Source organism: Luteimonas sp. TWI382 (genome assembly GCF_039674545.1).
Classification (GTDB): Bacteria; Pseudomonadota; Gammaproteobacteria; order Xanthomonadales; family Xanthomonadaceae; genus Luteimonas.
Genome location: NZ_JBDJNS010000008.1, coordinates 124,675 through 144,422, shown reverse-complemented (window position 1 = coordinate 144,422; position 19,748 = coordinate 124,675). Strand labels below are relative to the sequence as shown.

The window sequence follows — 19,748 nt, the reverse complement described above, 5'->3', positions numbered from 1 at the left end:
CGCACGCCGAACGCACGCGTCCGCCACGCCGTGGGTGCCGGCGGACCTGCGCTAAGGCGCTTGGACCTCGTAGCCCTTCGCCGCCAGCTTGGCGAGATAGCCATGCTCGCCAAGCACGAGCGACATCGGCAGCACCGCGAACGTCGTCCGGTTCTGCGCGAGCGCGGTCTCGGCAGCTTCGAGCCAGCGCGCCTCGACGCGCCGGTCGACGTCTTCGACACCGAGTCGCTTCGCCAACGCGCCCTGGGTGAAGGTCCGCATGCAGACGGTGTAGGCGTTCTCGCCCTGCAGCGCGCGCAGCGCATCGATGTCGCCGACGGCCCAGGCATTGGCGCGCTCGCCCATGTGCTGCAAGTCGCGCTCGATCCGCGCGAGCATGCGCTCGAAACAGGGCAGATCGTCGAGTGGCGCGCCGCCGAACTCGCGCAGCGCCGCCTTCGTGTCCGCAACCCGGATCTCGAGGTCGGTCCGGACGATGGGCACCCGATGCGCCTTCGCCAGGCGCGTGACCACCGGCTCGATGATGCCGTCCTGGCGCATGCGCATGCGTGCGATCGCCGAGGCATAGAGCTCGCCGGCCGCGAACACCGGCCGCCAGCGCTCGACGCGATCGCTGCGCCCGATCCATCGCGCCTTCAATGGCGCCCAGCGCGCGTAGAGCGCGGGCGGCACGACATCCTGCAACTGCTTACCGTCGGGATTGCGCCGGGCCCGCAGCAGCGCCGGCACCATCAGCAGCGTCCGGAACCGGCCGACATCGGCGCGCAGTTCGATCTGCGGCGCGGCGATCACCGTCTGCGCGCGCGCGATGACCGCCTCGACCTCATCGGTGTTCCAGTCGATGTCGCGCGGCAACGGCGACACCTCGCCGAGCACATAGAGTGTGTGATCACCGCGGCGCACCTGCCAGAGCCCCGGGCCCGGCTGGACGCCCGAAACCACGACCGGCCCCATGTCGACGATGCCCGCCTCACCGGACGGCGGCGGCGCCGCGCCCGCAGCGGGCGCCTGCGCCCACGCCGGGGCCGCGCCTGCGATCAGCGCCATGCCCATCACGATTCCGACGATTCGCCCGCGCATCGATGGCTTTCCAGATCCGAAGCCGCGATTGGAGGCCGGCCTGGCCCGCCGGGCAAGCCTACGGCGATCCAGCCACCAGGCCGCAGTCAGGTGGGCGCGCCAAAAAAAGACCCGCGCAAGGCGGGCCTCAATATTTGGTCGGGGTAGCCGGATTCGAACCGACGACCACTTGTCCCCCAGACAAGTGCGCTACCAGGCTGCGCTATACCCCGGAAAGCTGAGCAGTATACCCGTTGGAGGGCGTTTCGCCCATGCCTGCGTCAACGCTTGAGCAGTTGCAGCACGTCCTCGAGCTCCATGCGCACCTGGCGCACGATCTGGCTGCTGAGCGCCGACTCCTGCTTGGCGCCCTCGCCTTCCAGCCGCAGGCGCGCGCCGCCGATCGTGTAGCCCTGCTCGTAGAGCAGGCCGCGGATCTGGCGCACCATCAGCACGTCGTGGCGCTGGTAGTAGCGGCGGTTGCCGCGGCGCTTGACCGGGCTCAGGCTCGGGAACTCGGTCTCCCAGTAGCGCAGCACGTGCGGCTTGACGTCGCACAGCTCGCTGACCTCGCCGATCGTGAAGTAGCGCTTGGCCGGGATCGGCGGCAGTTCGCGGTTGCTGCCCGGATCAAGCATGAGCAGCTCCCACGCCAACGGTGCCGGTGTAGGCCTCGACCCGCTCCTTGAGCTTCTGCCCTGGGCGGAAGGTGACCACCGTGCGCGCGGAGATCGGAATCTCCTCGCCGGTCTTGGGGTTGCGGCCGGGGCGCTCGTTCTTGCGCCGCAGGTCGAAGTTGCCGAAGCCCGACAGCTTGACCTGACGGCCGTGCTGCAGCGCTTCGCGCAGGACGTCGAAGAACGCATCGACGAACTCCTTGGCCTCGCGCTTGTTCAGCCCGACTTCTTCGTAGAGCTTCTCGGCCATGTCCGCCTTCGTCAACGCCACGCCCGCATCCCCTTGTGCACCTCAGCCTCGGATCTTCGCGCCGTGATCGCGCGCCAGCGCTTCGACCACGTTCGCGACCACTGTTTCGACATCGCGATCGGTCAGAGTGCGTGAAGTTTCCTGCAGAATCAAGCCCATGGCGAGACTCCTGAAACCCGATTCGACGCCCTGCCCGGCATAGCGGTCGAACAGCCGGATCCCGGTCAGCAGCGGACCGGCGGCCGCGCGTGCGGTGGCCTCCAGCGCGGCCCAGTCGACGGCGTCGGGGGCGACGATCGCCAGGTCGCGACGCACCGACGGAAAGCGCGAGAGCGGCGCCACACGCGGCAGCGCGCGGGCCTGCAGCGCCGCGGCATCGAGCTCGAACGCCACGACCGACACGTCGATATCCAGCGCGCGCAGCAGGCGCGGATGCAGCTCGCCGATCCAACCGACCTGCACGCCATCGCGCAGCACGTCCGCCGAGCGGCCGGGGTGGCCATGCGCCGCGGTCGAGCGCCTGAACGTCAGGTGCGCACCCGCGACCGTGGCCAGCGCCTCGAGGTCGCCCTTGAGGTCGAAGTAATCGACCGGCCGCGCCGGTTGGCCCCACTGCTCGGCCTGCGCATCGCCGGCCACGGCCGCTGCGACCCGGAGCGTCTCCACCGGCGCGCCCGCCGTTCCCGATGCCCGATCCGCGCTTTCGAACACCTTGCCGAGTTCGAACAGCCGCACGCGCGTCTGCTGGCGGGCGAGGTTGCGCGCCAGCGTCGCGACCAGCCCCGGCAGCAGCGCGGTCCGCATGACGCCCAGTTCCGCGCTGAGCGGGTTGGCCAGCGGCACGGCGCCGTCTTCGGCCTGCCAAGCCGCAAGCAGTGCGGCGTCGACGAAGGCGAAATTGACCGTCTCCAGGCAGTCACGGGCCACCAGTTGGCGACGCAGTTCGGCCTCGGCAACCCGGGTCTCGCTGGGGGCGGCGATGCGCGTCGCGCCGCCGGGCAACGTCGTGGGCACGCGGTCGTAGCCGTGGATGCGCACGACCTCTTCGATCAGGTCCTCCTCGATCGCCAGGTCGAAGCGCCGCGTCGGCGCAGTGACCTGCCAGCCCTCGGCATCGGCGACGACCGCCAGCCCGAGCGCGCGCAGGATGCGCTCGACCTCGGCGTCGTCGACGGTCAGCCCGAGGACGCGCGCCAGCCGTGCGCGGCGCAGCGCGATCGTGCGCGGCTGCGCGAGATGCGCATCGAGCTCGGCGGCCGTCACCGGGCCCGCCCGGCCACCGGCGACATCCAGGATCAGCCGCGTCGCGTACTCGAGTGCGGTGCGCGGCAGCTCGGGGTCCACACCGCGTTCGAAGCGATGCGCGGCATCGGTGTGCAGGCCCAGGCGTCGGCTGCGACCGATGATCGCGTCGGGGGCGAAATGCGCCGATTCCAGGAACACGTTGCGCGTGGCCTCGGTCACCCGCGTATCGAAGCCGCCCATCAGGCCGGCAAGCGCGACGACGCGGTCGTTGTCGGTGATCGCCAGGAACTGCGGGTCGAGCGTCGCGTCGCGGCCGTCGAGGAGCTTGAGCGTCTCGCCCTGGCGCGCACGGCGCACGCCGACCGGACCGGCCAGCAGGTCGCGGTCGAAGGCGTGCATCGGCTGGCCGAGTTCGAGCATCACGTACTGGGTGACGTCGACGAGGAAGCTGACCGGGCGGATGCCGCTGCGGCGCAATCGCTCGGCCATCCACACCGGCGTCGGACGCGTCGCGTCGACGCCCTCGATCACCCGGCCCAGGTACCGCGGCGCGTCGCTGCCGGCATCGAGGGTGACCGGCAACGCGGCGTCCGATGCGACGTCCACGGGCGGCGCCTGCAGCGGCGCGACCTGGCTGCCGAAGGCGGCGGCCACGTCGAACGCGATGCCGCGCACGCTGAAGCAGTCGGCGCGGTTGGGGGTCAGTTTGAGCTCGATCGTGGCGTCCGGCAGGCCGAGATAGTCGGCCAGCGGACGACCGACCGGTGCGTCGTCGGGCAGCTCGAGCAGTCCCGAGGCATCCGCATCGAGCCCCAGTTCCTTGGCCGAGCACAGCATGCCGTTGGACGCGACGCCGCGCAGCTTCGCCGCCTGGATCGTCAGTTCGCCCACACGTGTGCCGATCGTCGCCAGCGGCGCAACCAGGCCCGGGCGCGCATTCGGCGCACCGCAGACGATCTGCAGCGGCGCCGCGCCGCCGACGTCGACCTGGCACACCTGCAGCCGGTCGGCTTCGGGGTGCTTGTCGGCCGAGACGATGCGCGCCACGACCACGCCCTCGAGCGCGCCGCCCAAGGGCACGATGTCCTCGACCTCCAGGCCGATCGCGGTCAGCGTCGCGGCCAGATCCTCGCGCGATGCCTCGGTGCGCACGTGCTGGCGAAGCCAGCTTTCGGAAAATTTCATGCTGAAATTCCGTGATTCGTCATAAGTGAGTCGTGATTCGAAAAGGTGGCGTGGCCCGATGGCGCGGCGTGCGTGATCCGTCTGTGTCGATCACGGATCACGCATCGCCGATCCCGGCCCTCAGGCGAACTGCCTGAGAAACCGCACGTCGTTTTCGAAGAACGCGCGCAGGTCGTCGACGCCGTAGCGCAGCATGGCGAAGCGCTCCACGCCCATCCCGAACGCGAATCCGGTATAGCGCTCGGGGTCGATGCCGACGGCCTTGAGCACATTGGGGTGGACCATGCCGCAGCCCAGCACCTCCAGCCAGCGGGTGCTGCCGTCGGCCTGCTGCCAGGCGATGTCGACCTCGGCGCCGGGCTCGACGAACGGGAAATAGCTGGGACGGAAGCGCATTTCGAAATCGCGCTCGAAGAAGGCGCGCACGAATTCGCTGAGCGTGCCCTTGAGGTCGGCGAACGTCGCGTGCTCGTCGACCAGCAGGCCTTCGACCTGGTGGAACATCGGCGAGTGGGTCTGGTCGCTGTCGGAGCGATAGACCTTGCCGGCGGCGATCATCCGCAGCGGCGGGCGGTGCTCGCCCATGTAGCGCACCTGCACGCCGGAGGTGTGCGTGCGCAGCAGGCGCGCGACGCCGGCCGCGTCGGGCGCGAAGTAGAACGTGTCGTGCATCGCGCGCGCCGGATGGTGCGGCGGGAAGTTCAGCGCCTCGAAGTTGTGCCAGTCGTCCTCGATCTCCGGACCGTCGGCCAGTTCGTAGCCCAGCCGGCCGAAGATGTCGGCGATGCGCTCGAGGGTGCGACTGATCGGATGCACGCCGCCGCGACCGGCGTCGCGTCCGGGCAGGGTCACGTCGATCGTCTGCGAGGCCAGGCGCGCATCGAGCGCGGCGTCCTCGAGCGCCGTCTTGCGCCGGGCCAGCGCCGCGCCGATCGCATCGCGCGCGCGGTTGATCGCCTCTCCGGCGGCCTTGCGCTGGTCGCCGGGCAGCGCGCCGAGCGCCTTGAGCTGGGCGGTGATGCTGCCGCTCTTGCCCAGCAGCGACACCCGCAGCGCTTCGAGCGCCTCGGGCGTGGCCGCCGCGTCGATGTCGGCCAGCGCCTGGCTCGACAGGGATTCGATTTCGCTCATCTACAGGCCCGTCACTGATGAAAGGTCCGCGTCGCGCAGACGCCCGGAACCGGGGCGCCGCACGTTCGGATGCCGCAAAAAACGATGGGGAAGGACTTGCGCCCTTCCCCACGTGGCCGCCGGACGGATCCGGCGGCAGTACCGCTTTACGGTGGAGACGACGGCCTTTAGGCCGCCAGCGCGCCCTTCGCCTTCTCGGCGAGCGCGGTAAAGCCGGTGGCATCGTGCACCGCGATATCGGCCAGGACCTTGCGGTCCAGCGTGATGCCGGCCTTGAGCAGGCCGTTCATGAAGCGGCTGTAGCTGATGCCGTTCAGACGGGCCGCCGCGTTGATGCGCGTGATCCACAGCGAACGGTAGTCGCGCTTCTTCTGCTTGCGACCGATGTAGGCGTACTGGCCGGCCTTGATGACGGCCTGCTTGGCGACGCGGAAGACCTTGCGACGGGCGTTGTAGTAGCCCTTCGCGCGGCCGAGGACCTTCTTGTGACGGCGGCGCGCTTGGACGCCACGCTTGACTCGTGCCATGGTTCAGTCCTCCTCAGAGATACGGCAGCATGCGGTCGAGACGACCGCTGTCGCACGCCGGAATGTGGTTCGTCTGGCGGAGATTGCGCTTCCGCTTCGTCGCCTTCTTGGTGAGGATGTGGCTGCGATTGGCGTGGCCGGCCTTGTACTTGCCGGAAGCCGTCTTCCGGAAACGCTTGGAAGCGCCCCGGTGCGTCTTGATCTTGGGCATTGCGAGAGTCCTTGTGGGATACGAGTACTGACCGGGCGGTGGCCTTCACCACGCTTTCCATCCATGCCCATGCCGGTGTTCAGGCCTCGATCCCCGCGGGATTCCGGCCGGTCCTGATACCGCTCAAACCACCCGGACAGGCCGGGAGCCGCGCATTATGCCGCGCGCCGCTTTGGCTTGCAAATCATCGGCTTGGCCTTGCTGCAGCAGGCGCCCGCGCGCGCCTGGGCCACGAACATGAGAGCGCCCAGAGACCGAGCGGCCGGGCGGTGGCGTTGCAGGGACGCAAAAAAGGCGCCTTGCGGCGCCTCTTTCGGAGCCTGCCCCGTGGCCGGGACAGGCAAGCCGGATCCTGCGTCGCGCCCGAGAGCGCGACCGGTCAGCGCTTCTTCGGCGCGATCATCATCACCATCTGCCGGCCCTCCAGGCGCGGCCGCGACTCGATGACGATGTCCTCGCCCAGGTCGGCCTCGATCCGCGCCGCCATCTCGCGGCCCAGCTCCTGGTGGCTCATCTCGCGGCCACGGAAGCGGATGTTGACCTTGATCTTGTCGCCTTCTTCCAGGAAGCCCCGCATCTTGCGCAGCTTGATCTGGTAGTCGCCCTCGTCGGTGACCGGCCGGAACTTCAGTTCCTTGATCTCGACCTGCTTGGTCTTCTTCTTGGCCTCGTTGGCCTTCTTCTGGGCTTCGAACTTGAACTTGCCGAAGTCCATGATCTTGCAGACCGGCGGGTCCGCATTGGGCTGGATCTCGACGAGGTCGAGCCCCTCCTCCTCGGCGGCGCGCAATGCATCGTCGCGCGAGAGCACGCCGATCATTTCTCCGTCCGAACCGATCACGCGCACACGGGGTACGCGGATATCCTGGTTACGCCGATTCTGCTTGTCAGGGGTGCTAATACTGCAATCTCCGAAATGGAACATGCCGCCGGCTCGTCAACCAACGGGGCGACCGGCGCGGCCGATGATGGCGCCGCGCCGGTGAAGAACTCATGCTGACACCGGCTCCGCGCGGAGGCGCGAAACGAAATCGCCGACCGGCATTGTGCCCAGATCTTCCCCGGACCGCGTCCGAACCGCGATTGCGCCGTTTTCCTTCTCGCGGTCCCCGACCACGAGCAGATACGGCACCCGCTGCAGCGTGTGCTCGCGGATCTTATAGCCGATTTTCTCGTTCCGCAAATCCGCCTCGACCCGGACACCTTGATTCGCAAGGGATTTCCGCATCGCCTCGACGAAGTCGGCCTGGGCGTCGGTGATGTTCATCACCACCGCCTGCACCGGGGCCAGCCAGGCGGGGAACTGCCCGGCATGGTGCTCGATCAGGATGCCGATGAAACGCTCCATCGAACCGACGATTGCCCGGTGCAGCATGACCGGGGTGCGGCGCTGGCTCTGCTCATCGACGTACTCCGCGCCCAGGCGCCCGGGCATCATGAAATCGACCTGCATCGTGCCCAGCTGCCAGGTCCGGCCGATAGCGTCCTTGAGGTGGTACTCGATCTTCGGGCCGTAGAACGCGCCCTCGCCCGGCAATTCCTCCCAGGCCACGCCGCAGGCCGACAGCGCATTGCGCAGCGCGGCCTCGGCCTTGTCCCAGGTCGCGTCATCGCCGAGCCGCGACTCGGGCCGCAGCGCGATCTTGATCTGGATGTCCTGGAAACCGAAATGCGCGTAGACCGCCAGCGCCTGCTGATGGAATGCGGTCACCTCCGACTCGATCTGCGCCTCGGTGCAGAACACATGGCCGTCGTCCTGGGTGAAGCCGCGCACGCGCAGAATCCCGTGCAGCGCGCCGGACGGTTCGTTGCGATGGCACGAGCCGAACTCGCCGTAGCGGATCGGCAGGTCGCGGTAGCTGTGCAGGCCCTGGTTGAAGACCTGCACGTGGCCGGGACAGTTCATCGGCTTCACCGCATAGGTCCGCTTCTCGGACTCGGTGAAGAACATGTTGTCCTTGTAGTTGTCCCAGTGGCCGGACTTCTGCCACAGCGAGACATCGAGGATCTGCGGACACCGCACCTCGCCGTAGCCGCTGTCGCGGTAGACGCGGCGCATGTACTGCTCGACGACCTGCCACAGCGCCCAGCCCTTGGGGTGCCAGAACACCAGGCCCGGCGCTTCTTCCTGCAGGTGGAACAGGTCCTGCGCCTTGCCGATGCGACGGTGGTCGCGCTTCTCGGCCTCCTCGATGCGCTGGATATAGGCCTTGAGCTGCTTGGCGTCGGCCCAGGCGGTGCCGTAGATGCGCTGGAGCTGCTCGTTCTTGGAGTCGCCACGCCAGTACGCGCCGGAGATGCGCGTGAGCTTGAACGCCTTGAGGAAGCGCGTGTTGGGCACGTGCGGGCCGCGGCACATGTCGACGTACTCCTGGTGGAAGTACAGCCCCATCTCGGTGATGTCCGGGCCCATGTCGTCGATCAGCCGCAGCTTGTAGTCCTCGCCGCGCGCCCGGAACGTCTCGATGACCTCCGCACGCGGGGTCATCTTCTTGATCACGTCGTACTCGGTGTCGATCAGCTCGCCCATGCGCTTCTCGATCGCCGCCAGGTCCTCGGGCGTGAACGGCCGCTCGCTGTAGACGTCGTAGTAGAAGCCCTCGTCGATCACCGGGCCGATGACCATCTTGACCTCGGGGTAGAGCTGCTTGACCGCATGCCCGACCAAGTGCGCACAGGAGTGACGGATGATCTCCACGCCCTCCGGGTCCTTGGGCGTGAGGATCTGCAGCGAGGCGTCGTGGTCGATCAGATCGGACGCGTCGACCTGACGGCCGTCGACCTTGCCGGCGACCGTGGCCTTGGCCAGGCCCGGGCCGATCGACTGAGCGACCTGCATGACCGTGACGGGGTGTTCGAACTCGCGGCGACTGCCGTCGGGAAGCGTGATGGTGATCATGGACGTAAAGGGTCTAAGAGAGGTAGTGGTGGCGAAAGCGGGCCGATCGCAGACTGGCGACCGCCGTTCCCGACGCGATGCGCGGCGCACAAAAAAAGCGCCGCGAGGGCGCCGTCAAGGACCCGCGGGAACGATCAGTGCTGGAAGGGGGTAGTGCTCATGTCGCACGCTCGGCCGGCGCAAACGCGGGCCACCTGTCGGCTGGAGGGACGCCAGTGGCCGATTCTAGCCCAGAACGCCCGACCGGCGCTGCGCGCGCGGCGGCCGTGGCATCATGCGGTCGGCCCCAGCGCCGCAACCGCGTGCGATGACGATCAAAGGCAAGCCCACCTCCCTCGATATCGCCCACCTGGCCGGCGTGTCCCAGCCGACCGTCTCGCGCGCATTGCGCGGCCACCCGTCGGTGAGCCGGGACACGCGCGAACGTATCCTCACGATCGCCCGCGAGCTCAACTACAAGGTCGACAAAAACGCCTCCAACCTGCGCTGCCAGCAGTCCGGCACACTGGCGTTGCTGTTCTTCGAAGAACCGGCGGACGACGCGATCAATCCGTTCTTCCTGTCGATGCTCGGCGCGATCACCCGGGCCTGCGCGCTGCGCGGCTACGACCTGCTGATCTCGTTCCAGCAGCTGTCCAGCGACTGGCACGCCGATTACGAGGACTCCCACAAAGCCGATGGCCTGCTGCTGCTGGGCTACGGCGATTACCTCCAGGCCCGCGACCGGCTGCAGCAACTGGTCGAACAGGGCACCCGCTTCGTGCGCTGGGGTGCGGCGCTGCCGGGCCAACCGGGGGTGTCGATCGGCAGCGACAACTTCCAGGGCGGCCGGGCAATGGCCGAGCACCTGCTCGCGCAGGGGCGCCGGCGCATCGCGTTCCTCGGCGATGCCTCCGCGCGCTATCCGGAGTTCCAGGAGCGCCATCGCGGCCTGGTCGCGGCGCTGGCCGAGGCCGGGCTGACCGCCGGGCATGCCTTGCAGGTCGATGCGGTCACCAGCGAGCAGTCCGGCTTCGAGGCCGCCCGCGCCCTGCTCGACCGCGGCACGCCGTTCGACGCGATCTTTGCCGGCAGCGACCTGATCGCGATCGGCGCAATGAAGGCGCTGCACGAGCAGGGCCTGCGGGTGCCCGACGATGTCGCAGTCGCCGGCTTCGACGACATTCCGCTGGCCGCGTTCGTGACCCCGGGGCTGTCAACCGTGCAGCAGGACACGCGCCAGGCCGGCACGCTGCTGGTCGACACGCTGATCGCGCAGATCGAAGGGGCGCCGGTCGAAAGCCGGACGATTCCCGGCCGGCTGGTGCTGCGCGGCTCGACCGGCGCGCCGCCGCCCGCTCAGCCGCGTGCGTCGCGGTAGCGCGCCAGGAACGTCGCGGCGACCCGCTCGGCCATCTCGTCGGCCAACTGCTGCATCGGCGCATTGCCCAACTCGGCGGTGGTCTGGCGGAACAACGCCAGCCAGCGCGCAAACATCGCCTCGTCGAGCCCGTCCAGTCGCATGTGCCGCTGGACCGGCGCCCCGCGGAACCGGCGCGTCCCGCGCAACATCGCCGACCAGAAGTCGACCAGCAGCGCCAGGTGGGCCGGCCAGTCCTCGACATGCGCCTCGAACACCGGCCCCAGCCGCGCGTCCGCGCGGACCCGTGCGTAAAAGGCGCGGACCAGCCGGGCCACCTCCTCCTCGGTGCACAGGGCAGGACCGGGTGCGGCTATCGAGCTGTCGGGCATGGGCGGTGCGCCGGGCCGTAAGCGCCCGGGATGAACGGCAGGAAAGCGCATCATCCCGTGGCGCGAGCTGGAAGGCCAGGAATGATCCAGATCAAGGCGCGGCGGTCGACAACGCGGGAAGATGCCCCACGCAAGAAGACCAGACCCCAACGGAGACGCTCCATGAACACCCGTACGATGCTGCTCGGCCTCGCCCTCCTCGGTGCCGCCGGCATGGCCCACGCCACCCCGAACTGCAAGGTCAGCCTGAAAGGCAATGACCAGATGCAGTTCGACCAGAGGACCGCCACGGTGTCGGCGAGCTGCCGCACGGTCACGATCGAACTCGCCCACGTCGGCAACCTGCCGGTCACGGCCATGGGCCACAACGTGGTCCTGACCGCGACCCCGGACGCCGATGCAGTCGCCCGCGATGGCATCAAGGCTGGCGCTGCCGCCGACTACATCCAGGCCGGCGACAAGCGCGTGCTGGCGCACACCAAGCTGATCGGTGGCGGCCAGACGGCCACGATCACCCTGCCCGGCTCGGCGCTCAAGGCCGGTGGCGACTACACCTACTTCTGCTCGTTCCCGGGCCACTCGGCGATCATGCGCGGCAAGCTGGTCGTCCAGCCCTGACCGCTCACTCCGGGCCGCTGGCCCGAATCGCGACACCAGGCGCCACCTTCGGGTGGCGCCTTTTTTTGGTCTCCGCCGCAATGCGGGACTGGGCACCACGTCGCATGGCTGCGCCCCCGCAAGAACCGGGGTCAGAGTGCAATTTCGCGAGGCGAAATTGCACTCTGCCCCCGGTTTCTCGACCCCGGTCTTTCTTTGCTGTTTCGCTTCGATGACGGCGACTTCGAAGACCTGGACCGCACGATCACTGGGCTTCCAGACCGGCCAAGATCAATTTCTCAGCATGGCATTCCAAATCGATTGATTTGAATCAACATCATCCCTGATCGAAATCAATTGATTCGAATTGAACAATCAACAATGGATTATTTGCTCACATATTCTTGATCCCGATCAAGGCGGCAGATAATCCCAGGACACATAGTGTTTTCACGCCAATAACAAGCGAACGGAAACAAAGGAGACACCCCAGATGAATGTCCTCAAGACCAGCCTGCTCGCCGCCGCGATCGCACTCGCAGCCTCCCCTCTGCTGTCCAGTCCGGCCCAGGCGGTCGACGCCAAGGACCTCGTCAACGCGACGCTGCGCGATGCGCCGGATCTGGCCAACCTGCCGCGCCAGCATGTCGAACTCAAGCGCCCGCCGTTCGTCCACGACCACGACCAGGTGGCCAAGGGCGGCCCCAAGGTCATCCAGTTCACGCTGCCAATCGTCGAGAAGGAAATCGTCATCGACGGCCAGGGCACCACGATGCATGCGATGACGTTCGGCGGCTCGGTGCCGGGTCCGCTGATGGTCGTGCACGAAGGCGATTATGTCGAACTCACGCTGGTCAACCCCGCGACCAACTCGATGGTGCACAACATCGATTTCCATGCGGCCACCGGCGCGCTGGGCGGCGGCGACCTGACGGTCATCCAGCCCGGTGAGGAAGTGGTGCTGCGCTGGAAGGCCACGCGTCCGGGCACGTTCGTCTACCACTGCGCGCCCGGCGGCCCGATGACGCCCTGGCACGTGGTCTCGGGCATGCAAGGCACGGTAATGGTGCTGCCCCGCGACGGCCTGAAGGACGGTGACGGCAAGCCGCTGCACTACGACCGCGCCTACTACGTCGGCGAGACGGACTTCTACGTCCCGCGCGATGCCGACGGCAACTTCAAGACCTATGGCTCGCATGCCGAGGCGCTGCCCGACACGTTGGCCACGATGAAGAGCCTTACGCCCTCGCACATCGTGTTCAACGGTGCCGTCGGTGCACTGACGGGTGAGCACGCAATGACCAGCAAAGTCGGCGAAACGGTGCTGCTGGTGCATTCCCAGGCCAACCGCGACAGCCGCCCGCACCTGATCGGGGGCCACGGCGACTACGTCTGGGAAGAAGGCAAGTTCAACAACGCGCCGGCCAAGGACCTGGAGACCTGGTTCATCCGCGGCGGCTCGGCCGGTGCCGCGCTCTACACCTTCCGTCAGCCGGGCCTGTATGTGTACCTCAACCACAACCTGATCGAGGCCGTCCTGCTCGGTGCGGCCGCACACATCAAGGTCGACGGCGACACGTGGAACCACGACCTGATGACCACGCCGGCCCCGGCCGGCCCGATCAAGGCCAGCACCAGCCTGGCGCTGCCTGCCGACAAGTAAGTCACGCGCTCTCTCCAGCGCCCTGGGCCACCTCTGCATTGCAGGGGTGGCCTGTCTTGTTGCGGCCTGCGTCGGATCGGCGGCGTGGCCGCACGACCGAACACACCGGAAGCCACACGCCCCGAATGCATGCCCACCCATGCCGATAGCACCGCCCTCCCCCGCGCGCCGGGAAGGTGAGACAAGAGGCCGGCTCGCGACCCCATGCGCAGCGCGCGGGAATCCGGGGATTCATTGTCCAAGGCGCTCTGCCGGCGATGCGCACCGGGCGTGCACGACCGCATGCTGACCGTCGCGAGAGGCGCGCGCGGCAGTGACACGGCGCGCGCATCGGTGCGGCGATCCGCCCATGGCTCGACTTGCGCGACGACCTCGACGTCTGCGTATCGTCGAAGACACGCAGGCCATCGCCGTGGCATCGATTTTGAGCGCTCCTGTCTCGCCCGTGGCGGCGCACGCTCAGAGCAGGTAGAAGAGCCCCAATGGGTGATGCGCACGGGCGATGCAATAGATCTGCCCGAACACCAGCAACGCGACGACATAGAGCACGATGCGTGTACGCCACGACCGCTTGTCGCCGAAGGCCAGAATGCCCAGCACGACGTAGACCACGATCAGCACCAGCTTGGTCGCCAGCCAGCCGTTGGCATAAAGCGCGCCAGGCAGGATGGTCAGCAGCATCATCGCTGCGGTCAGCAGCGCGGTGTCGATCGTATAGCTGGCGTAACGCACGACGGCGGCCTTCGGCCAGCGCATGCCGGCAAGCAGCGCCGCACCCCGCAGCGCGAACAGCGCGCCGCTGGTCAACGCCAGTCCCATGTGCGCGTGCTTGATCTGGGGGTAGAACTCGATCATCGAAACGGACCCTCGACGCGAAGCCGGCCAGCGCGCCAAGGTCGCGACACGGCCGGCGATGAAAGCAGCAGCATGCCCGACGCCCCTGCGACCATCATCCGGGCTTGCCGTCGGCGCGCGGCGACAGATAGATGGCGCCGATACGGGCGACCCACGGGCCGAGCACGAACAGCCATCCAAGCGCGGACACCGCCAGCCACAGCATCGTGTCGGGCAGCACCTCGGCCGAGATCCGCAGCGCGGCGACGACCTGGATGCCGACAAATGCCCACCACGCCGTGCCGGTCATGCGCAGCGGGCGCCCGGAATGGCCCTGGGTGACGCGCGTCACCATCGCGACCAGCACGCTGCCGAACAGGCCGATGAACAAGGCGTGGGCCGGCGCACGACCGAGCAGGAACGTGCCGGTCTGCAGATACAGCAGGCTCTGCGCGGCATGCAGTACGAACGTCACCGGCCACCACAGCAGCCCGAAGAACAGTGTCGTCAGCAGCCCAGGCGCAGCGCCCCGCGGCCACCAGCGCCACAGGGTATACAGAGCCAGAGCGAGCATCGGCAGATCGACCAGCCACAACCAGGCGTAGGCGTGTACGAGCTCGAGCGCCAGGTGCGCGATCAACAAGGCCCACATCGCGCCGAGCCACCACATCGGCCGCCAAGCGACGTAACCAGGCACGGCATTACCGGCGAAGAACGGAAACATCCGGTGCGCGACGGTGAGGTATACAGGCGCCAGCAAGCCGAAGGTACCGAGCTTGATGCTGACGAACACCAGCCAGGGCGAGCCGGTCGCAACGAACCCGGCGAAGCACAGCAGCCCGGCCATGCCCAACCACAACGCGGCCAGACACGACCAGGCATGCCAGGTGCGACCGCGCTCGGCCAGCACCAGCCGCGTCAGCAGCCACAACCCGGCGCCCCAGCCAGCCAGTGTCATGAGCAGGCCGATCGTCAGCGCGACCTCCAGCCCCATCGCCGCGCACAGCAACAGCCCCTGGCCGCCCATCAGCCCGATGCCGACCGGCAGGTACTGCCAGCGCGGCACCTCGCGCAGGCCCATCCAGCGAGGGAACGTGGTCAGCAGGAAGCCGAAGAAGAAGCTCGGCAGCACCTGGTACTGCATCACGAACGCATGCAGCCAGCCCGGATAGGTCGCGGCCTGCGGCATCGCGGCGCCCAGCGACCCGCGCTGGGACACGAGCCAGGCCGCCCACCACAGCATGGCCAGCAGCAGATTGCCCGCACCGATGAAAAACATCAGTCGGTGCGGCGCCACGGTCAACCACTGCGGGGAAAGACGGAATGCAGGTATTTTCATGCGGGCATCTTCGGCCCTGCGCCACCGGAACGTCGTTGACATGGGTCAACCCACCGCGCGACGGCGCCTCGAACGTCCGCGTCGGGTGTTCCGGTCCACGGTCGCACTCGCGTCCAACGTCATGCAGCGCGACCGCTCTGAACCAGCAGGCGTCGTGGATGGGACATCCTCACCCCGGCACGCACAAAGGGCCGGGGCCGCATCAGCCCGACCGCGACCTGCGGTTGGTACACATCAACGAAGCGGGGGACACCATCCCGTCGCCGGGGGCTGCCTGTGCGCCCGCATCCACGGCCGAACGGCGCTCAGTCGCGCAGCACGTGGTGGGCCAGGGCCTCCAGCGCCACCGGCTGCAGGATCTCCAGGTCGCGGCGGTCCACGCGCAGCACGCCGTCGTCCTGCATCCGCCGCAGCACGCGGCTGACGGTCTCCGGCGCCAGGCGCAGGTAGTTGGCGATATCGGTGCGCGGCATCATCAACCGCAGCCGCGTGGCCGAAAAGCCGCGCGCCGCGAAGCGGCGCGAGAGCGTGACCAGGAACGCGGCCAGCCGCTCCTCGGCGCTGAAGTTGCCGGTCAACAGCGAGGCCTTGCCGATGTCCTGGCTCAGCAGGTTGAACAGGTGCCGCTGCAGCCCGGGCATGCGCCCGGCGAGCGTGGCCATCATCGGGAACGAGAACCTGCACAGCATCACCGTATCCAGCGCGACCGCATTGCAGGGGTAGCGGGCGCTGTGAATGGCGTTGAGGCCGATGACCTCGCCGGGCAGAAAGAAGCCCAGCACCTGCTCGCGGCCATTGCCGTCGATGACGTAGGTCTTGATGGTCCCGGCGCGCACCGCGGCGATCGCGTTGAACGGCGCCCCCTCCCGGAACACGTAGTCGCCCTCGCGGAACGGGCCGACGTGTTCGACCAGCACATGCAGGTCGCGCAGATCGGACTTGTCGTAGCCCTCGGCCAGGCACGCCGAGGAGAACGCACAGGTGCTGCAGAAGCGGATCTCGTCGCCGTCGTCGGCCATCGGGCTGGGCCGCGCTCGCGGCTCAAGGCCGGCCATGGGCGAACTCCGGACGCGCGGCGTCAGATCGTGCGGGAATAGCGGGGCTGCTCACTCGGCTTCTGCAGGTACCGGTCGAAACACATCGCGATGATACGCAGCAACGGACGTCCTCTGGACGTGGCCCGGATCGTCGTGGGCGTGCACTCGACCAGCGCATCGGCCTGCAACGGCGCCAGCGCCGCCAGCTCACCGGCGAAATAGGCTGCAAAGTCGAGTTCGTAGGCGCGCTCGATCGCGCCGATGTCGATCTCGCCCTGGCACATCAGCCGCTGGATCAGGTCGGCGCGCAGCACGTCGTCGTGGCCGAGCACCAGGCCTCGCCAGATCGGCAGCGTGCCGGCGTCGATCGCCGCTTCCCACTCGCTCAGGCCACGGTGGTTCTGCGAGAAGCTGTCGCCGACATGGCTGATCGCACTCACGCCCAGCCCCACCAGATCGGTCTGCGCGTGCGTGGTGTAGCCCATGAAGTTACGGTGCAGCCCGCCCTCGCGCTGGGCCCGCGCCAGTTCGTCGTCGGGCAGTGCGAAGTGGTCCATGCCGACGTAGCGGTAGCCCGCCGCCGCCAGTTTCTCGACCGCCAGGCCCAGCAGCGCGAGTTTCTCCTCGGGTGCCGGCAGCGTGGCGGCGTCGATCTGGCGCTGCGGCCGGAACACATCCGGCAGGTGCGCATAGCCATAGATCGCGAGCCGGTCGGGACGCACCTGCATCACGGTGTCGAGCGTGCGGCCGAAGCCCTCGAGCGTCTGCTTGGGCAGGCCGTAGATCAGATCGACGTTGAGCGAGCGCATGCCGTAGCGACGGCTGGCCTCGATGATCTCCAAGGTCTGCTCGACGCTCTGGATGCGGTTGACCGCAGCCTGCACGGCCGGGTCGAAATCCTGCACGCCGAGGCTCGCGCGGTTGAAGCCGATCTCGGCCAGGCGGCCGATGTCGTCGGGGGTGACGAAGCGCGGGTCGAGCTCGATCGAAAAATCGCGCGCCGGGTCCTGGCTGAAGCGGAAGTGCGACCCGAGGCTTTCGACCAGCTCGGCGATCTGGTCGGGGCCGAGGAAGTTCGGTGTGCCGCCGCCCAGGTGCAGCTGCACCACCTCGCGATCGGCGTCGAACAGCGGCGCGACCATCGCGATCTCGCGATGCAGGCGGTCCAGGTAGACCTGCCCGCGTGCCTCGTCGCGGGTGATGATGCGGTTGCAGCCGCAGTAGAAGCAGGGGCTGCGGCAGAACGGCACGTGCACGTACAGCGACAGCTGGCGTGGGATCGGGTCGTCGTTGCCGCGCCTCGCGAGCGCCTGGAAGTCGACCTCGCCGAAACCGGGCAGGAACTGCGGCGCGGTCGGGTACGAGGTGTACCGGGGCCCGGGCCGGTCGTAGCGGCGCAGCAGGTCCGGGTCGAAGGGCCAGTCCTGCGGACAGGCGGAAGCGATGGTGGTCATGCGGCCAGTATCCGCGACAGTGTGTCGCTCCCGCCTTGACTGAAGTCAATCCGATCAACCGGATACGCGCATTCAGGTACAACGAGTCGCGGGGCGCGTGCGCCGCGGCACACGCGAAGACTCGGACCGGTGTCCGCTGCGGTGCCGGGCGGACGCAAGACGCCCGTGCACAGGCCTCAGAGCCGAGGTCCGAGCCGCCCCTCCATCGCCTGCGCAAGCCGGGCGCGCAGGTCGGCGCGCCGCGGCGGCGCGTCGAGCACGAACACCCGCAGCCCGTGCGCGGGCACGGTGGCCTGCAGCCGGTCGGTCACCGCACGCGTGCCGCCGTCGAGCGCGTCGCGCCAGGCCCCTGGCTCGAGCCAGCGGGTCACTTCGGCCTGCCACGGCGCTTCGCCCTTGTTGAGCAGCACCAGCGCGATCTGCGCACGACCGTCGACATCGAGCACGCGGTAGAACGCAGCATGGTCGCCGACGAGCCCGAGATCGAGCTGCAGCCCGCGCTGCAAGGCCGGGGTCGTGCGGCGCAGGTTCGCGACCCTTGTCAGCGCGACGTGGATCGGATGCGCGGCGGCGGCATCGACGCGCGCCTGGCCGAAGTAGGCGCGATTGCCGGCATGCTCGGCGCGGCCGCGCATGAAGCCGGTCTCCGAGCCGTAATAGATCACCGGGATGCCGCGCGCCGTGAACAGCCAATTGTGCGCGTCGATGAAGCCGGCATCGCTGGCGTCCATGCGCGGCATGTCGTGGTTGTCGTAGAACGTCGTCAGCTCGTACGGGTTCGCGTACGGCCCGTTTTCCAGATACAGCGACGATGCCAGACGCTCGAAGCCCGCGCCTTTGGCGAAGACCTCGTCCATCGCCTGCTTCATCGGGAAATCCAGCACGCTGATGCCGCCATTGCCGGGCCATGTGTGCTCGGCGATCCGGTTGGCATCGAACTCGAACGCCTCGCCGAACATGAAGAAGCCCGGATGCCGGGCGCGGATGCGCTCGGCGAAATCGCGCCAGAACGCATGCGGCATCCAGGCGATGGTGTCGACCCGGAACGCATCCGCGCCCTGGTCGATCCACTGCAGGTAGGCACCAGCCAGATAGTCCATGACCGCAGGATTGGCGGCGTCGAAATCGCCGAGCTGGGCGAGGTTGCCGTCGAAGATCGAACCGGTCTTCGCGTCGACCGGGCCGACGTTGCTGTAGAACGCGTGCAGCGGGTTGCCCGCCGGGTCGAGTTGCTGCGGCGGCAGATTCTGGTGGTCGGCGACCAGCCTGCCCTGCGCATCGAAGATCTGGCCGAACCCGGGCTGCGCGCTGGGCATCGTCCACGACGGCGAGCCGTGGTTACCGACGATGTCGAGCACGGTCTTCAGGCCCGCGGCGCGCATGCCGTCGGTGAAACCGCGGAAATCGAGATCGGCGCTGGGCAGGTGTTCGTCGAGCCTGTAGAAGTTCGTGCCCCAGTAGCCGTGGTAGCCGGTCTTGCCGCGGTCGCTCAGCGTGCTGTTGCAGGCGATCGGATCGCCGCCGGTGAACGCCTCGTCGGGATTGTCGACGATCGGCGTGATCCACACCGCGCCAAAGCCCATGGCGCGGATGTAGCCGGCGTTGTCGAGCACGCCGCGGAAGTCGCCGCCCAGGTAGCCGATGTTGCCATCGATGCCGTCCGGACACCGGACCGGGATGTCGAACGTGCGGTGCGCCCCGCCCTGCTCGCGGCGGTCGTTGCTCGGATCGCCATTGACGAAGCGGTCGGTGACCACGAAGTACACCGCGTGCTCGGCGAACGGCTCAAGCGTGCCGTAGACGCCTGTCGTCTCGGCGACACCGGGTGCATCGCGCGTCGCGACATGGCTGCAGCCGGCGCACAGCAGCGCGGCGAGCAGAAAGAGGGACGTTCGCGGCATCGCGCGGC

At 68.2% G+C, this 19,748-nt stretch carries 18 protein-coding genes and 1 tRNA gene; 3 read left to right on the top strand and 16 right to left on the bottom strand.

What is annotated here, in order from left to right; all coding sequences use genetic code 11:
* Positions 1 to 51: 51 nt before the first annotated feature.
* The 10 genes from ABE505_RS07720 to thrS form a co-directional block, all read right to left on the bottom strand.
* Positions 52 to 1,080 carry a TraB/GumN family protein gene (locus ABE505_RS07720; RefSeq protein ID WP_346443517.1) on the bottom strand — a complete coding sequence of 343 codons (1,029 nt, stop codon included), beginning with the start codon at positions 1,078 to 1,080 and terminating at the stop codon, positions 52 to 54.
* A gap of 135 nt (positions 1,081 to 1,215) precedes the next feature.
* Positions 1,216 to 1,292, bottom strand: a tRNA-Pro gene (locus ABE505_RS07715).
* Positions 1,293 to 1,340: 48 nt separating this feature from the next.
* Entirely contained in the window at positions 1,341 to 1,697 is a 357-nt protein-coding gene (locus ABE505_RS07710; RefSeq protein ID WP_047136502.1) for a MerR family transcriptional regulator, read from the bottom strand.
* Complete coding sequence (locus ABE505_RS07705; RefSeq protein ID WP_346443515.1) at positions 1,690 to 2,007, bottom strand: integration host factor subunit alpha; 318 nt, start codon at positions 2,005 to 2,007, stop codon at positions 1,690 to 1,692. Before ABE505_RS07705 ends, ABE505_RS07710 begins: the two co-directional genes overlap by 8 nt.
* 21 nt (positions 2,008 to 2,028) lie before the next feature.
* Positions 2,029 to 4,416, bottom strand: coding sequence for a phenylalanine--tRNA ligase subunit beta (pheT, locus tag ABE505_RS07700; protein ID WP_346443513.1), 2,388 nt, complete (start codon positions 4,414 to 4,416; stop codon positions 2,029 to 2,031).
* Positions 4,417 to 4,536: 120 nt separating this feature from the next.
* A complete protein-coding gene (gene pheS / locus ABE505_RS07695; RefSeq protein ID WP_346443511.1) occupies positions 4,537 to 5,547 on the bottom strand; it encodes a phenylalanine--tRNA ligase subunit alpha in 1,011 nt (336 codons plus the stop codon).
* A 167-nt stretch (positions 5,548 to 5,714) separates the two neighbouring features.
* Positions 5,715 to 6,074, bottom strand: a complete 360-nt coding sequence (gene rplT, locus ABE505_RS07690) for a 50S ribosomal protein L20 (protein ID WP_047136498.1) — start codon at positions 6,072 to 6,074, stop codon at positions 5,715 to 5,717.
* Between the two features lie 13 nt (positions 6,075 to 6,087).
* A complete protein-coding gene (rpmI, locus tag ABE505_RS07685; protein ID WP_047136497.1) occupies positions 6,088 to 6,285 on the bottom strand; it encodes a 50S ribosomal protein L35 in 198 nt (65 codons plus the stop codon).
* A 379-nt stretch (positions 6,286 to 6,664) separates the two neighbouring features.
* Entirely contained in the window at positions 6,665 to 7,210 is a 546-nt protein-coding gene (infC, locus tag ABE505_RS07680; RefSeq protein WP_241943914.1) for a translation initiation factor IF-3, read from the bottom strand.
* Between the two features lie 66 nt (positions 7,211 to 7,276).
* Positions 7,277 to 9,184, bottom strand: coding sequence for a threonine--tRNA ligase (thrS, locus tag ABE505_RS07675; RefSeq protein WP_346443508.1), 1,908 nt, complete (start codon positions 9,182 to 9,184; stop codon positions 7,277 to 7,279).
* Between the two features lie 307 nt (positions 9,185 to 9,491).
* Between thrS and ABE505_RS07670 the strand changes: the two genes are divergently transcribed.
* Positions 9,492 to 10,544, top strand: a complete 1,053-nt coding sequence (locus ABE505_RS07670) for a LacI family DNA-binding transcriptional regulator (RefSeq protein ID WP_346443507.1) — start codon at positions 9,492 to 9,494, stop codon at positions 10,542 to 10,544.
* Here ABE505_RS07670 and ABE505_RS07665 read toward each other — a convergent pair.
* Positions 10,523 to 10,915 carry a group III truncated hemoglobin gene (locus ABE505_RS07665; RefSeq protein WP_346443505.1) on the bottom strand — a complete coding sequence of 131 codons (393 nt, stop codon included), beginning with the start codon at positions 10,913 to 10,915 and terminating at the stop codon, positions 10,523 to 10,525. The two genes, ABE505_RS07670 and ABE505_RS07665, sit on opposite strands and share 22 nt — an antisense overlap.
* A 162-nt stretch (positions 10,916 to 11,077) precedes the next feature.
* Between ABE505_RS07665 and azu the strand changes: the two genes are divergently transcribed.
* Both azu and nirK read left to right on the top strand, forming a co-directional pair.
* Entirely contained in the window at positions 11,078 to 11,533 is a 456-nt protein-coding gene (azu, locus tag ABE505_RS07660) for an azurin (RefSeq protein WP_346443503.1), read from the top strand.
* A 472-nt stretch (positions 11,534 to 12,005) separates the two neighbouring features.
* On the top strand, positions 12,006 to 13,175 hold the full coding sequence (gene nirK, locus ABE505_RS07655) for a copper-containing nitrite reductase (protein WP_346443501.1): 1,170 nt from the start codon (positions 12,006 to 12,008) through the stop codon (positions 13,173 to 13,175).
* Positions 13,176 to 13,634: 459 nt separating this feature from the next.
* On the opposite strand, the gene ABE505_RS07650 is transcribed toward nirK, so the two are convergent.
* The 5 genes from ABE505_RS07650 to ABE505_RS07630 all read right to left on the bottom strand — a co-directional run bounded on the left by ABE505_RS07650 (position 13,635) and on the right by ABE505_RS07630 (position 19,740).
* Positions 13,635 to 14,030 carry a SirB2 family protein gene (locus ABE505_RS07650; RefSeq protein WP_346443499.1) on the bottom strand — a complete coding sequence of 132 codons (396 nt, stop codon included), beginning with the start codon at positions 14,028 to 14,030 and terminating at the stop codon, positions 13,635 to 13,637.
* A gap of 94 nt (positions 14,031 to 14,124) precedes the next feature.
* On the bottom strand, positions 14,125 to 15,348 hold the full coding sequence (locus tag ABE505_RS07645; protein WP_346443498.1) for an NnrS family protein: 1,224 nt from the start codon (positions 15,346 to 15,348) through the stop codon (positions 14,125 to 14,127).
* A gap of 305 nt (positions 15,349 to 15,653) precedes the next feature.
* Positions 15,654 to 16,403: a helix-turn-helix domain-containing protein gene (locus ABE505_RS07640; RefSeq protein WP_346443496.1), complete on the bottom strand. Its 750-nt coding sequence runs from the start codon at positions 16,401 to 16,403 to the stop codon at positions 15,654 to 15,656.
* 23 nt (positions 16,404 to 16,426) lie between these two features.
* Complete coding sequence (gene hemN / locus ABE505_RS07635; protein ID WP_346443495.1) at positions 16,427 to 17,839, bottom strand: oxygen-independent coproporphyrinogen III oxidase; 1,413 nt, start codon at positions 17,837 to 17,839, stop codon at positions 16,427 to 16,429.
* 176 nt (positions 17,840 to 18,015) lie between these two features.
* Positions 18,016 to 19,740, bottom strand: a complete 1,725-nt coding sequence (locus tag ABE505_RS07630) for an alpha-amylase family glycosyl hydrolase (RefSeq protein ID WP_346443493.1) — start codon at positions 19,738 to 19,740, stop codon at positions 18,016 to 18,018.
* Between the last annotated feature and the right edge of the window lie 8 nt (positions 19,741 to 19,748).

Coding starts and splice junctions, on each gene's coding strand:
- ABE505_RS07720 (WP_346443517.1), bottom strand. CDS start 1,080: ATGCGCGGGCGAATCGTCGGAATCGTGATGGGCATGGCGCTGATCGCA.
- ABE505_RS07710 (WP_047136502.1), bottom strand. CDS start 1,697: ATGCTTGATCCGGGCAGCAACCGCGAACTGCCGCCGATCCCGGCCAAG.
- pheT (WP_346443513.1), bottom strand. CDS start 4,416: ATGAAATTTTCCGAAAGCTGGCTTCGCCAGCACGTGCGCACCGAGGCA.
- pheS (WP_346443511.1), bottom strand. CDS start 5,547: ATGAGCGAAATCGAATCCCTGTCGAGCCAGGCGCTGGCCGACATCGAC.
- rplT (WP_047136498.1), bottom strand. CDS start 6,074: ATGGCACGAGTCAAGCGTGGCGTCCAAGCGCGCCGCCGTCACAAGAAG.
- rpmI (WP_047136497.1), bottom strand. CDS start 6,285: ATGCCCAAGATCAAGACGCACCGGGGCGCTTCCAAGCGTTTCCGGAAG.
- infC (WP_241943914.1), bottom strand. CDS start 7,210: ATGTTCCATTTCGGAGATTGCAGTATTAGCACCCCTGACAAGCAGAAT.
- thrS (WP_346443508.1), bottom strand. CDS start 9,184: ATGATCACCATCACGCTTCCCGACGGCAGTCGCCGCGAGTTCGAACAC.
- ABE505_RS07670 (WP_346443507.1), top strand. CDS start 9,492: ATGACGATCAAAGGCAAGCCCACCTCCCTCGATATCGCCCACCTGGCC.
- ABE505_RS07665 (WP_346443505.1), bottom strand. CDS start 10,915: ATGCCCGACAGCTCGATAGCCGCACCCGGTCCTGCCCTGTGCACCGAG.
- azu (WP_346443503.1), top strand. CDS start 11,078: ATGAACACCCGTACGATGCTGCTCGGCCTCGCCCTCCTCGGTGCCGCC.
- nirK (WP_346443501.1), top strand. CDS start 12,006: ATGAATGTCCTCAAGACCAGCCTGCTCGCCGCCGCGATCGCACTCGCA.
- ABE505_RS07650 (WP_346443499.1), bottom strand. CDS start 14,030: ATGATCGAGTTCTACCCCCAGATCAAGCACGCGCACATGGGACTGGCG.
- ABE505_RS07645 (WP_346443498.1), bottom strand. CDS start 15,348: ATGAAAATACCTGCATTCCGTCTTTCCCCGCAGTGGTTGACCGTGGCG.
- ABE505_RS07640 (WP_346443496.1), bottom strand. CDS start 16,403: ATGGCCGGCCTTGAGCCGCGAGCGCGGCCCAGCCCGATGGCCGACGAC.
- hemN (WP_346443495.1), bottom strand. CDS start 17,839: ATGACCACCATCGCTTCCGCCTGTCCGCAGGACTGGCCCTTCGACCCG.
- ABE505_RS07630 (WP_346443493.1), bottom strand. CDS start 19,740: ATGCCGCGAACGTCCCTCTTTCTGCTCGCCGCGCTGCTGTGCGCCGGC.